Consider the following 13,506-nt stretch of genomic DNA (forward strand, 5'->3'; position numbering starts at 1 on the left):
CACCCTCTGTCATGTATCCGATTTTAAGGATGGGCGTAAGCGGCATCCCAAAGAAAAACCCCTCCGCCGCAAGGCAGAGGGGAGAGACTTCACTATCAATCGATCATCGATTACTTGGCTGGCTTCAGCGAAGAAATGATACCGATCAGATCCTGCGCATGCTTTTCCTGCTCGCCCTTGGTGCCCCAGTAGGTGATGAGAAGAACCTTGTTTGCAGACGGCGCGAGAACGGACAGACCGATGTTGACCGGACCGTCCTTGTCCTTGCCCGACCAATCGAAGTTCATCATCTTCATGCCGTTGATGGTGTCTTCAGACTGCTTCTGGGTGGATTCATCGACCTTGACGCCGTTCTTGTCCAGGAACTTGATGGCCTCATCGACCACCTTGCCTGCATCTGCCGCGTCCGCTACGTCGATTGCGAGATAGATTGCTTCATCCGAAGAGGTTGCCTGGATACCGGTGTCTGTTTCTTCCGGGTTCCAGCTATCAGGAATGGTAATGCTGGCAACAGGCTTGTCGCTTGGGAAAGCGAGCGTCTCGGCGAACGAAGCAGCAGGGAACAACAGAGCGGCCACAGCGGCAGCAGCGAAAAGCTTCTTCACGGGATGGTTCCTTCGTGGAAATATAACTGGCGGGGACGAGAACCTCTTGGTGCCGATGATGCTCGTTCGTCTTATTGCTATAACATCGATGCTGTCAGCAAGATGAACAATTTCTTCAAGATCAACAAATATCCATAGAAACGCTATTTGCGATTAAGTATCAATTTCAGCGTAACTACAACCTGGGCAAAAAAATAGGCCCCACGAGGAGGCCTATTCGCAAGACGACTGTCGCTAGTATTACGCAGCCTTTTGTTCGGCTCCATAAGGGTTGAAGCGCGTGTAGAAGGTCTCGCCCTTGGCGGCCATATCGAGCAGCAGCGGCGTCGGCTTGAAGTGATCGCCATATTGAGCGGCAAGCTTCTCGCAGAGAGCAACGAAAGTCTTCACGCCCATACCGTCGATATAGGACAGGGTACCGCCGGTATAAGGGGCAAAACCGAAGCCGAGAATGGAGCCCACGTCTGCCTCACGCGGATCGGTCACGATGCCCTCTTCCACCGTGCGCGCAGCCTCAAGCGCGATGGTGACCAACAGGCGCTGCTTCAGCACATTTACATCCACTTCGGAGGCATGCTTTTGGCTGTAGAGATCCTTCAGGCCCGGCCACAGGAACTTCTTCGCAGGCTTGGCGGGGTATTCGTAAAAGCCCTTGCCGTTCTTGCGACCGCGGCGATCGAGATCATCCACGAGCTTGTTGACCAGCGCCATATGCTCCGGCTTCACCGATGCTTCGCCGAGATCCGCAATCGAGGCCTTCATGATCTTCTGGGAAAGATCGACAGCCACTTCGTCGTTGAGAGACAGCGGGCCAACCGGCATGCCAGCCATCTTGGCGGCGTTTTCGATCATCGTTGCCGGAACACCCTCGATCAGCATGTCATAGGCTTCGTTGATGTAGCGGAAGACGCAGCGGTTGACGTAGAAGCCACGCGTATCGTTGACGACGATGGGCGTCTTCTTGATCTGCGATACGTAATCCAGAGCAACAGCAAGCGCCTCGTCACCGGTTTCTTCCCCGACGATGACTTCCGTCAACATCATCTTCTCGACCGGCGAGAAGAAGTGGACGCCGATGAACTGCTTCGGACGCTTCGAATTCTTCGCCAGACCCGTAATCGGCAGTGTCGACGTATTCGAGGCGAAGATTGCCGTTTCCGGCAGCACGGCCTCAACCTTCTCGATCACGTCCTTCTTGACCTGACGATCTTCGAACACCGCCTCCACGACAAGCGAGACATCCGAAAGCGTGGAATAGTCAGCCGTGGGCGTGATGAGGGAAAGCAGCTTTTCGCCATCTTCCTTCGACATACGGCCCTTTGCGACGCTATCGGCCACCAGCTTTTCGGAAACGGCCTTGCCCTTGGCTGCTGCCTCGTCATCGCGGTCGATCAGCGAGACGGCAATACCAGCCGCAGCCGACACATAGGCGATGGAAGCGCCCATGAAGCCAGCGCCGACGACGCCGATCTTTTCGAGCTTCTTCTTTTCCACGCCTGCCGGACGACGGGCACCCTTGCCCAGTTCCTGCATGGAAATGAAAAGCGAGCGGATCATCGAGAAGGCTTCGGTGGAGCGCAGCACCTGCGTGAAATAGCGCTGTTCGATCTTCAGGCCCGTGTCGAAGGGAACCTGCAGGCCTTCATAAACGCACTTCAGGATGGCGAGAGCACCCGGATAGTTGCCCGCGGTTTCGCGACGCAGGATCGCCGGAGCGGCTGGCCAGAGCTGGGCTGCGGCAGGCGTCCAGATGCCACCGCCGGGAACCTTGAAGCCCTTTTCATCCCAAGGGGCAACCGGCTTCAGGCCATCCTTGATCATCTGCTTGGCCGCCGGGATCAGCTGATCGGGCTCTACCACCTGATGCACGAGGTTCATGGCCTTGGCGCGCTGCGGCGTCAAAGTCTGGCCGGTCGTCATCATCTGAAGCGCATCCTGCGTGTTGGCAAGACGCGCGACGCGCTGCGTGCCACCGGCACCGGGGAAGATGCCGACCTTGACTTCCGGCAGCGCCAGCTTGACCGACTTGGCATTGGACGCCACGCGGCCATGGCAGGCGAGCGACAGTTCGAATGCGCCGCCCATGCAGACGCCGTTGATAGCCGAGACCCACGGCTTGCCGCAGGTTTCGATCTTGCGCCACAGCCAGTTCATGCGGCCTGCAACGTCGAACAGCTTTTGCATCGCCGTATCCGGGTTCTTTGCCTGTTCCTCCTGAAGAAGGCTGAACATGCTGCGGATCATGGTGAGGTCTGCGCCGCCCGAAAAGGTCGACTTGCCGGAGGTGAAGACAACGCCTTTGACTGCGGCATCGGCAACCACCTGATCGACGATGGCATCAATTTCGTTCATCACCTCTTCGGTGAACACGTTCATGCTCTTGTCCGGCATGTCCCAGGTGATGAGAGCAATGCCATCTGCATCGGTTTCGATGGTGAAATTCTTGTAAGTCATGGCCGTTCCCCCTCTCAAACGCGTTCGATAACCGTTGCCGTACCCATACCTGCACCGATGCAGAGGGTGACTAGCGCGGTGTTCAGATCGCGGCGCTCCAGCTCATCCAGAACCGTGCCAAGGATCATCGCACCGGTCGCGCCCAGCGGATGACCCATGGCGATCGCACCGCCATTGACGTTCATCTTGGCGTGATCGATCTCGAAAGCCTGAAGATAACGCAGCACGACGGCGGCGAAGGCTTCGTTCAGTTCGAAAAGGTCGATATCGGAAATCGACATGCCGGTCTTTTTCAGAAGCTTCTCGGTCACATCGACCGGACCGGTCAGCATGAGAGCCGGATCGGAACCGATATTGGCGAAGGCACGGATGCGCGCGCGCGGCTTCAAGCCCATCGTCTGGCCACCAGCCTTCGAGCCGACAAGAACGGCGGCGGCGCCATCAACGATCCCGGAAGAGTTGCCCGCATGGTGAACGTAATTGATCCGCTCGACTTCGGGGTGGGCCTGCAGACCAACCGCCTCGAAGCCACCCATTTCGCCCGGCATCTGGAAGGATGCGTTCAGCGAAGCCAGCGCCTGCATATCGGTGCCGGGACGCATGTGCTCGTCACGATCCAGAATGATGAGTCCGTTCTGATCCTTCACGGGGATGACGGAATTCTTGAAATAGCCCTGCTCCCAGGCGTGCGCGGCGCGCTTCTGGCTTTCCACCGCATAGGCATCGACGTCATCGCGGGAGAAGCCGTATTTGGTGGCGATCAGATCGGCAGATACGCCCTGCGGCATGAAATAGCCGGGAAAGTTGACCGAGGGGTCCATGTACCAGCTACCGCCGGACATGCCCATGCCAACACGCGACATGCTTTCAACGCCACCGGCGATAACGATGTCATCCGAGCCTGCTGCCACTTTTCCAGCGGCAAAGTTCACAGCATCGAGACCGGACGCGCAAAAGCGCGAGATCTGCATGCCGGGAGCCTTGGTCGAGTAGCCAGCCTCGAATGCCGCAGCCTTCGGGATAACGGCGCCAGCATCCATGACTGGATCGACGCAACCCATGATGATGTCGTCGACATTGGCAGTGTCCAGGCCGTTTCGGTCACGAATGGCTTCCAGTGTCTTGGCTGCCAGACGGACGGACGGCACTTCATGCAGCGAACCGTCCTTCTTGCCACGGCCACGCGGGGTGCGCACATGGTCATAGATATAGACTTCGGTCATTGTCTCTCTCCCTTGGGCGCTCGGGCGCCTGTCATTTTTTGCCATGACAGGGGGTCATGGCCTATGGAGCATTATTGAAGCTGCCCTCCCCGCAACGGGGAGAGCGCATCTTGCCGGTCGCGAGCTTAGAACGCTTCGGCGGCCAGTTCCATCAGCGTGTCGCTGCCTGCTTCGATACGAACCTTGCGCAGGGCCGTTTCCGGCATGATCTTGTCCATGTAGAACCGGGCGGTAACGAGCTTGGCGTTGAGGAAATCCGTGCGCTCATCGCCCGCGGCCAGAAGATCCTGCGCAGACTTGGCCATCTTCGCCCACATATAGCCCAGCATCACCAGACCGAAGAGGTGCATGTAGTCCGTCGATCCGGCACCCGCGTTATCGGGCTTTGCCATGGCGTTCTGCATGAACCACATGGTGGAGGCCTGCAGGTCGTTCAAGCCCTTTTTCAGGGCCTTGGTGTAGGGCGCCATCGCCTCGTTCGAGCGGTTTTCCTCGCAGAAATCGCCGATTTCCTTGAAGGCTGCCATCACAGCGCGACCACCATTCAGGGCGAGCTTGCGGCCAACCAGATCGAGCGCCTGGATGCCGTTGGCGCCCTCGTAGATCATGGCGATACGGGCGTCGCGCACATACTGGCTCATGCCCCATTCTTCGATGTAGCCATGGCCGCCATAGACCTGCTGCGCCATCACGGCGTGATCGAAGCCCTTGTCGGTCAGCACGCCCTTCAGGATCGGCGTGGCAAGACCCAGCAGATCGTCGGCATCCTGACGTTCCTTGGCGTCAGACGAACGATGGGCAATGTCCGACTTCAGCGCGGTCCACAGCATGAAGGCGCGGCCGGCCTCGTTGAACGACTTGATCGTCATCAGGGTCCGGCGAATATCCGGATGAACGATAATCGGATCGGCAGCCTTTTCCGGAGCCTTGGGGCCGGAGAGCGAACGTCCCTGAATGCGGTCCTTGGCGTAGGCGACGGCGTTCTGATAGGCGATTTCGGAAATCGCCAGCCCCTGAAGGCCAACGCCCAGACGCGCTTCGTTCATCATCACGAACATGGCGTTGAGGCCCTTGTTCTCCGCCCCGATGAGATAGCCGGTCGCCTCGTCATAATTCATTACGCAGGTGGCGTTGCCGTGAATACCCATCTTGTGCTCGATGGCACCGCAGACGACCTTGTTGCGCTCTCCGAGCGAGCCATCTTCCTTGACGATGTACTTCGGCACAATGAACAGCGAAATACCCTTGGTGCCAGCAGGTGCGCCTTCGATACGGGCGAGAACCAGATGGACGATATTGTCCGTCATGTCGTGTTCGCCAGCGGAGATGAAAATCTTCTGGCCGGATATCTTGTAGGTGCCATCGCCATTTGGCACGGCCTTGGTGCGCAGCAGGCCGAGATCGGTGCCGCAATGGGGTTCGGTGAGGTTCATGGTACCGGACCATTTGCCCTCCACCATCTTCGGCAGATAGGTCTGCTTCTGCTCGTCATTGCCGTGAACGAGGATTGCGGCAATCGCGCCTTGCGTCAGGCCCGGATACATCATGAGCGACATGTTGGCAGCGGAGGTATATTCGCCAACCGCCGCATGCAGCGTATAGGGCAATCCCTGCCCGCCGAACTCTTCCGGCACGGCCAGACCGATCCAGCCGCCTTCGCAATAGGCGTCATAGGCCTGCTTGAAGCCCTTCGGGGTCTTTACCGTGCCATCGTCGGCACGCACACAACCTTCCTGGTCGCCAGAATAGTTGACCGGAAACAGCACTTCCTCGGAAAGCTTGGCTGCTTCACTCGCAATCGCGTCGATCATTTCCGGGGTCGCATCGGCAAAACCCGGTAGATTGTTGTAGCGCTCGATGCCGAGCACGTCATTCAGGATAAACAGTGTATCGGCGACAGGGGCCTTGAAGACAGGCATTCGCGAACTCCTCCAGATCAGCGGCCGGACTTGACCGGCATTTGTGCTCCTAAAATATTGACGTGCGCGTAAACGTCAATCCAGCAATGTGTCTCGGCGCGATAAAATCTTCGACAGAGGTTTGCCCTGGATCGACGGCTCCTTGCGGTTGCGCAGCCTCCCGCGCTGCCTCCAACGCATATTGCCTGATTCGCGACAGACGAGCGCTGTCGATCATCACGTGCAAAGGTGAAGGACCGATGAGTGAATGTATTATATCAGGCACATATTCCGCTCGCCATTTCAGAGCACTGTTCCTGCCAAATCACAAACTTGCCAGCCTCATACGCCTGCCTGTTAACACAGTATTAACTACGTTTCGCGAAAGGTGAATCCTGACCGAAGATCCAGCGCTTCGGTCTGCGGCGCAATGCAGTTTCGCGCGCGGGCAAGCCCTGAACAAGGTTCGGCGGCTAAAGCCCTAGAATGCGCGCGAAGTCTATCGTCAGCCGACCAGGATGCTGGACGTGAGGATCAGCAGACCTGACGGAACGTTGCGCAGCGGAAAGCGAGCGAGCTAGACATGAACGGATCACGCCTGAATCAAAATCCGCGCGGGGAACGCTCTCTCGATGCGTTGAACAAGACCATCGACAATCTGGAAGCGCGCATTGAAGGCTTGCTCAAGGCGTCCGGCCGCGAGCCGCGGATCGACAAGGATCTCCTGAACGAAATTCGTCAGCGCCAGCGTTCCCTTGGCAATGAGCGTCCCAACGAGCGCGGCGAGCGCACGCGTGATCAGCGAGGCGATCAGCCTGCGCACGAACAGCCTCGCCAGCGACAGGATGAGCGCGATCAGCAACGCAGGCAGGAGACTGCTCGCAGTGAGGAAAGCCTCCGGCAGGAACAAAGAGCTCCGGCACACCGGGCAGCCCACGCATCGCTGCAAGAAAACCGCAACGTCTATTTGCCTGCGTCGGACCGACCGGCGCCCCGCCCGTCCATGCAGGCTCAGCGTCAGCCGGAAGCACCGGCAATGCGCAGCCCCGCAAGACATCTAGACGAGCGAGCGAGCGAGCGCGACTACAGAGAACCGCAGGCCTACCGCGAAGCCCCCTCCGAGCAGCGGCACCGCGAGCCGCGGCGGACCGAGGAACGTCGTTCTGAGGCTCACCACCCGGAAGAGCACCGTCGTCATCGTACGGCGGCTGCACCGGAGTATAGCGTGGGCGATCTTGTCGGTGCGCTGCAAATGCTGCGTCAGGATTTGAAGCAGGACATCTCCGAGGGAATTTCCCGCGAGATGGAGCATGTGCGCCATGAAATCCACGCGATCCGCGATCTCTCCGCCGATCGGCGCCTTCCCGATGAACTGCGGAGCGAACTGGCCCGTCTGGCCCAGATCGTAGAGGACATGCATCATCAGGCGCCGGAAGGTTCACAGCGCCTTCAAGGCGAACTCTATGAGCTTCGCGCTATGATGGATGGGCTGGCGCGCGAGGAAAGCGTCCACCGCATGGAAGTCCGCTGGAACGAGCTTGAGGATCGTATCCAGGACATCGACACGCAAGGTATCCAGAAAGAGCTCATCGCGCTCGCTTACCGCATCGACGGCATCAAGGCCGAACTCGGCACGATGTCGGACAGCCCTGCCCTGCGCGCACTGGAAGACAAAGTGCTGATGCTGGCAGCCGTGATCGAGGATCTCGGCACACGCTCGCCGCTGCCGGACACGGTCTATGATCATTTTTCGCAGGTCGACCAGCGTCTGGACGAAATCAGCCGGGCCGTTGCCAGCAACAGTCGGGTGCGCGATAGCGCTGAAGAACAGGCTGCCTTCCGTCGTCTTGAAGAGCGAATGAGCTACCTGACGGAAAAATTTGAAAGCCTTTCGCAGGTTCAGGAAACCCAGCGGATCGAGGAAAAGCTGGAGGAAGTGGTTGCCAGCCTCGGCCGTAACAACCAGACCGAATTGACCGGCTACCTGGCCGATCTTTCCCGCCGCATCGATGCAATGCACGAGCAGCCAGCGGATCAGCTGGTGGCGCGCCTCGACGATCTCGCCGCCCGCATAGACCATCTGCACCGCGCCCAATCCGGTAACCGGAGCCTGCTGAATGACGGCAGCTCCATTGATCGGCTGGAGCAGCGTCTGGACGAAATCGCGGAGCGTCTAAGCGAGACTGCGCGCAGTCCCGCTGGAGACATGCGGGGTCTTTCCCATCTTGAAAAGCAGATCGCCGATCTGACCAGCATGATGCAGAGGGCTCCGCGTGAGCAGGCCGGCTTGCCTGCCGATCTCGATCAGCGCATGGCCTCCATCGAGAATTATCTGGCGACCAGCGACGAATACATTCTCGAGGCTGCCCGCCAGGCTGCAGAAACAGTGGTGGAAGCCTATCGCAAAACGCCCGCGGGAACGACGGCGGGAGGCACTGGGTCAGACCCGGCGCAGTTCCTGGGGCTGGCAGAGGATCTGCGGCATCTGGAACAACTTGCTCGCGCCTCGGATGAACGCACGCAAACCACGTTCGACAGCCTGCATCGCACGCTGGTTCAGATCGCGGGCCGTCTGGACAAGATGGAGGACCACTTCTCTTCGCGCGCGGCGTCCTCCTACTCGTCGCCAGGGGCTTTCGAACCGCAGTCCGCTATCCGTGCGCCAATGGCTGCGCCATCCCCGGTGGAACCAGAGCCCAGAGTTCTTGCGCGCAATACGGAAGAACTGATGCGCGAAACCGCGCCGGTTTATCATGAGCCCGAGACTGACGACCTCTTGGAGCCGGTGGAAACAGACGGCAAAGCGAAAGGCAAGTCCGGCTTTCTCTCCAGTCTTTCCAAGCGCCTGAAGCCTGCTTCCAAGACTGAAAGCAAGCGTTCTGCCCAGCCGGAACGCACCTTCGTTGAACCCGCGCCCTCCATCGATCCGGTCGATGTCGTACCTCAGGAACATGAGAACGATCTTCTCGAGCCGGGCTCCGGCAAGCCGGACGTCCGCAAGATCCTTGAGCGGGTGCGCGCAAGCCAGGCTGTCAACACAGCGTCATCCGGCGGCGACAATGAGCGAATTGACTATATCGCTGCTGCGCGGCGCGCGGCAAAGGCCGCGGCGCAGGAAACCGATCCTGCCAAGGCGGGTCAATCGAGAGCGAAGCCGGCCCAGACAGCACGCAGCAAATCCGCGGTTCCGACGTCCGCCGCGAGTGGCGGCTTGCGCAGCACCTTCACCCGTCATCGCCGTCCGATTCTTATGGCTATCGGTGCGGTTCTGCTCGTCTTGATGACCGTACCGTTGATCAATACCCTCACCCGCGGGGACAAGGTCATTACGCCACCTCCACCTGTCACAAAGACAACCCCATCGGCACAGATGAGCCTGCCACCTGCCACCAGCAGCACAGTCGCTTCGTCCGAGAGTGGAGCGAGCGCGGGCAACGTAGTCGACGGCACGGCGCTCCAGCAAAATGCGCAAAAGCCTCTCCCTCCGGTGACGGAACCAGCCCCGGCACTTGCACAGGCGGCGCCGACCACACCCGTCGAGGCAGTTCCGGCCTCGCCGATGACGCAGACTGCATCCCCTGCGAAATCAACAGCCTTGATCGAAGTGCCGACCGTCATTGCGCAGAAATCTCTGGCCGACGCAGCGGCAGCTGGCGATCCTCAGGCTCTGTTCGAGATCGCTGCCCGCTACACCGAGGGCCGCAACGGCGTCCCGCAGGACCCGAAGGAAGCGGCGCGCTGGTACCAGATGGCGGCCGAACGTGGCTTTGCGCCTGCAGAATATCGTCTTGGCAGTCTTTACGAAAAAGGCACCGGCGTCGAGCGCGATCTGGCGAAGGCGATGAGCCTGTATCAGAAGGCCGCGAACGCCGGAAATGCAAGCTCAATGCATAATCTCGCCGTTCTCTATGCGTCGGGCGCAACGGGAACCGCTGACTACAAGGCAGCCGTCAACTGGTTCACGAAGGCCGCCGATCTCGGTATCGCGGACAGCCAGTTCAACCTCGCCATTCTTTTTGCGCGCGGCAACGGCACGTCCCAGAACCTGGAGGAAAGCTACAAGTGGTTTGCGGTAGCGGCCAAAGCTGGAGACAAGGATGCTGCGGACAAGCGCGAAGAAGTCGGTCGGGCACTGAAGCCGGATCAGCTTGCAAAGGCCAAAGCCGCTGCCGATAGCTGGACGGTCAAGCCTCTCGACCAGCGCGCTAATAGCGTGAACATCCCCACCGAATGGTCCGGCGGCGCGCAGACTTCGACCGGCTCCATCGATATGGGCAAGGCTATCCGCAACATTCAGGCTATCTTGAACAAGAATGGCTATGATGCGGGACAGCCGGATGGCCTTATGGGCAAGAAGACGATTGCCGCCATCAAGTCGTTCCAGAAGAGCAACGGCATGTCTGACGACGGCAATATTACCGAGGAACTTGTTCGAAAGCTGCTGGAACAGCATCAGGCAAAGGTCAGCGGATCGACCGGTTAAGGACAAATCGACAAATCTCAGTTTTTTGAGTTGTTTGATTTGACTTGCCACCCGGCAGGACGCATGACGAACAAGGCTAGCGGCGCCCAGATCGCGCCGCAGGCCACTTGGACTTTTCGCTACGCCGCAGCGGGCGCTCCACTTTCTGTGTGTGAAGCATAATCTTGTCGATCTTCGTTCACTCCGGTCGGATTATGCTTTAACGCGAAGCCGCCCGCGACGGCGGAGCTTTTTTCGTTTTCAGGGGCGTTCCAGTGACAGTCTACCTGCCAATCGCAGAGCTTTCGGTGAATATCTTCATCATACTCGGCATGGGCGCAGCTGTGGGCTTTCTGTCCGGCATGTTCGGTGTCGGCGGCGGTTTCCTGATCACCCCGCTTCTGATCTTCTACAATATCCCTCCGGTCGTCGCTGTCGCTACCGGCGCAAACCAGGTCGTCGCCTCGTCGATCTCCGGTGCAATCAGCCATTTCCGGCGTGGAACGCTGGATGTGAAGCTCGGCAGCGTGCTCTTGATCGGCGGTCTGGCAGGTGCGACCGTCGGCGTCTGGATCTTTTCATGGCTCAGGCGACTCGGCCAGTTGGACCTCATCATCTCGCTTCTCTATGTCGTCTTTCTCGGGACCATCGGCAGCCTGATGCTGATGGAAAGCCTTCGAGCCATGCGTCGGGCGGCCAAGAACCAGCCGGTAACCTTGAAGCGACCCGGCCAGCACAACTGGGTGCACCGATTGCCGCTGAAAATGCGGTTTAAGAAATCCAAGCTCTACCTTTCTGCGATCCCGGTCATTGGCCTGGGGTTCGGCATTGGCATCCTGACATCCGTGATGGGTGTGGGCGGCGGCTTCATCATGGTTCCGGCCATGATCTATCTGCTGCGCATTCCAACCAATGTGGTCGTTGGAACATCACTGTTTCAGATCATCTTCGTGACCGCCTACACGACCATCGTGCAGGCTGCGACGAACTATTCCGTCGATATCGTGCTGGCGACCATTCTGATGGTGGCAGGCGTCATCGGTGCACAATATGGTGTTCGCGTGGGCCAGAAGCTGCGTGGCGAGCAATTGCGCGCCCTCCTTGCCCTTCTCGTTCTGGCGGTTGGCGTGCGCCTCGCAATCGATCTCATCATAACCCCAGCCGATCTCTATTCGCTGCAGATAGGCGGAGGCCGCGGATGAGACAGTTCCTCCTTCCGCTCGTCCGACACCTGTTGATGGCTGGCCTGCTGGCTCTGCCATTCACAACAGCAAAAGCCCAGGGATTGCCGGGAGCGCTGCCTCCGGTGAAAGAAGGATTGGAAATCGGCACATCCACAACGGAAATCGCGATCACGTCCGATTTTCGCGGTGCAGATCTCACAGTCTTCGGCGCCCTGACCAATGCCGACGAACTGTTCCTAGCCATCGGGCAGTATGACGTGGTGGTAACGCTTGAGGGACCGCGGGACTATGCCACCGTTCGGCGCAAGGAGCGCGTCTTCGGCATCTGGATGAACACGCAATCGATGACCTTCGAGCAGACGCCCGAATCTTACTCGATCGCCAGTACAAAGCCGCTGGCCGACATTCAGCCTGTCGCACAACTCAACCGGCTTGGTCTCGGTATCAGCCATCTGACGCTTTCACCAACCGGCTATCTCGGGAATGCGGCGCAGCTGACGGATTTTCGTGAAGCCTATCGACGCCTGAAAGTTGGCGGGGGGCTCTACCAGAACGATACGACCGGTGTTCGCTTCGTCAGCTCCAGTCTTTTCCGTGCTTCGCTCCGGCTACCTGCCAATGTACCGGACGGCGTCCATCTGGTGCATGCATATCTGTTCAAGAGCGGCGTGCTGATCGCGCAGAAGGATCTTCCCCTTCGCGTGGTCAAGACTGGTCTCGAACAGGCCATTACCGATGCGGCGCATGAGAAGCCGCTGGCCTATGGCCTGTTCTGTGTCATGGTCGCGGTCGTTACAGGCTGGGGGGCCAGCCTGTTGTTCCGCAAGGACTGACGGCAAGCATTACATGGCAGGCATGAAGGTGATGTCGCGGATCATGCCTTTGGTCCCGGTGACTTCTGCCGTCTTCATCGCCTTGCCGGTTTCAAGATCGACTGTGTGCAGCACATTGTCTGCGACCAGCCAGGCCGTGTTCTTTCCTTCTGCAGAGGTGTGAACATCGAAGGCATAGCTTGCCGCCTTCTTTTCGGCGCCCAGCTTGCCGACGGCCTTCAGCGTTCCATCATTCGGCTTCGTCTGCTGGATCAGCCCGCCAATGGTGGCATCGATGTTGTACATGGCCGTTTTTTCGGGCTTGCCGAATGAATTCGTATAGGCAGCACCGACAATGTTCGGCTTTTCGCCCTTGTGCATATCGCCCTCTTCGAAGGCAAGGCTGCCATCCACGGTCACAGCGCCGGTATCCGGATGGACGCGATGATTTGTCGTACCGGTCATATAGCGCAGACGATCGGCGGCGGGATTGAAGTCCACGACAACTGGCGTCTCGCCCATCATCAGCGGCTTGTCCATCTTGGCAACTTCGGTTGCCTTGCCGGTGGCCGGGTCAATGGTGACGATGACGTTCTCGGAGGTAACGCCAACCAGCATCTTGTTCGACGGGCGAAGATCGATGCCCGCAAGCTTCGTCACGCCCTGAACTTCCACCGTCTTGGAAACAGCGGGCTTCTCCGTATCGAACATGACCAGCGTTTTGTCTCCGACAAGGCCAACAGCCTGCGCCGCGAGAGATGGTGCAGCCGACGCACCGAGAAGTGCAGTCGCTGCCATCAGTGTCTTGAACATCGTCATCTCGTTCTCCCATTCAACGGTTGGGGAAGACGCTTCACTTTGCGCTTCC

The 13,506-nt window shown here is 59.0% G+C and carries 8 protein-coding genes; 3 read left to right on the forward strand and 5 right to left on the reverse strand.

Features of this window, described 5'->3' with window-relative positions:
- Nucleotides 1–110: 110 nt before the first annotated feature.
- The 4 genes from G6N80_RS08595 to G6N80_RS08610 form a co-directional block, all read right to left on the reverse strand.
- Nucleotides 111–605: a hypothetical protein gene (locus tag G6N80_RS08595; protein WP_062555288.1), complete on the reverse strand. Its 495-nt coding sequence runs from the start codon at nt 603–605 to the stop codon at nt 111–113.
- A 240-nt stretch (nt 606–845) separates the two neighbouring features.
- Entirely contained in the window at nt 846–3,059 is a 2,214-nt protein-coding gene (locus G6N80_RS08600) for a 3-hydroxyacyl-CoA dehydrogenase NAD-binding domain-containing protein (protein ID WP_062555287.1), read from the reverse strand.
- 14 nt (nt 3,060–3,073) lie between these two features.
- On the reverse strand, nt 3,074–4,282 hold the full coding sequence (locus G6N80_RS08605; RefSeq protein ID WP_062555286.1) for an acetyl-CoA C-acetyltransferase: 1,209 nt from the start codon (nt 4,280–4,282) through the stop codon (nt 3,074–3,076).
- Nucleotides 4,283–4,407: 125 nt separating this feature from the next.
- Complete coding sequence (locus G6N80_RS08610) at nt 4,408–6,201, reverse strand: acyl-CoA dehydrogenase C-terminal domain-containing protein (RefSeq protein WP_062555285.1); 1,794 nt, start codon at nt 6,199–6,201, stop codon at nt 4,408–4,410.
- A 562-nt stretch (nt 6,202–6,763) separates the two neighbouring features.
- Here G6N80_RS08610 and G6N80_RS08615 point away from each other — a divergent pair.
- The 3 genes from G6N80_RS08615 (at nt 6,764) to G6N80_RS08625 (ending at nt 12,659) form a co-directional block, all read left to right on the forward strand.
- Nucleotides 6,764–10,663 carry a peptidoglycan-binding protein gene (locus tag G6N80_RS08615; protein WP_165133062.1) on the forward strand — a complete coding sequence of 1,300 codons (3,900 nt, stop codon included), beginning with the start codon at nt 6,764–6,766 and terminating at the stop codon, nt 10,661–10,663.
- Nucleotides 10,664–10,917: 254 nt separating this feature from the next.
- On the forward strand, nt 10,918–11,844 hold the full coding sequence (locus G6N80_RS08620; RefSeq protein WP_137135947.1) for a sulfite exporter TauE/SafE family protein: 927 nt from the start codon (nt 10,918–10,920) through the stop codon (nt 11,842–11,844).
- Nucleotides 11,841–12,659, forward strand: a complete 819-nt coding sequence (locus G6N80_RS08625) for a TIGR02186 family protein (protein WP_082547215.1) — start codon at nt 11,841–11,843, stop codon at nt 12,657–12,659. The genes G6N80_RS08620 and G6N80_RS08625 overlap by 4 nt, the downstream gene beginning before the upstream one ends.
- Nucleotides 12,660–12,668: 9 nt before the next feature.
- Here G6N80_RS08625 and G6N80_RS08630 read toward each other — a convergent pair whose 3' ends face one another.
- Nucleotides 12,669–13,457: a DUF4394 domain-containing protein gene (locus G6N80_RS08630; protein ID WP_165133065.1), complete on the reverse strand. Its 789-nt coding sequence runs from the start codon at nt 13,455–13,457 to the stop codon at nt 12,669–12,671.
- Between the last annotated feature and the right edge of the window lie 49 nt (nt 13,458–13,506).

This window comes from Rhizobium rhizoryzae, from assembly GCF_011046895.1.
GTDB lineage: Bacteria > Pseudomonadota > Alphaproteobacteria > Rhizobiales > Rhizobiaceae > Neorhizobium > Neorhizobium rhizoryzae.

What these genes read in the sequence shown, in the direction of transcription:
- G6N80_RS08600 (WP_062555287.1), bottom strand. Translation starts at nt 3,059, where the DNA reads ATGACTTACAAGAATTTCACCATCGAAACCGATGCAGATGGCATTGCT.
- G6N80_RS08605 (WP_062555286.1), bottom strand. Translation starts at nt 4,282, where the DNA reads ATGACCGAAGTCTATATCTATGACCATGTGCGCACCCCGCGTGGCCGT.
- G6N80_RS08610 (WP_062555285.1), bottom strand. Translation starts at nt 6,201, where the DNA reads ATGCCTGTCTTCAAGGCCCCTGTCGCCGATACACTGTTTATCCTGAAT.
- G6N80_RS08615 (WP_165133062.1), top strand. Translation starts at nt 6,764, where the DNA reads ATGAACGGATCACGCCTGAATCAAAATCCGCGCGGGGAACGCTCTCTC.
- G6N80_RS08625 (WP_082547215.1), top strand. Translation starts at nt 11,841, where the DNA reads ATGAGACAGTTCCTCCTTCCGCTCGTCCGACACCTGTTGATGGCTGGC.
- G6N80_RS08630 (WP_165133065.1), bottom strand. Translation starts at nt 13,457, where the DNA reads ATGACGATGTTCAAGACACTGATGGCAGCGACTGCACTTCTCGGTGCG.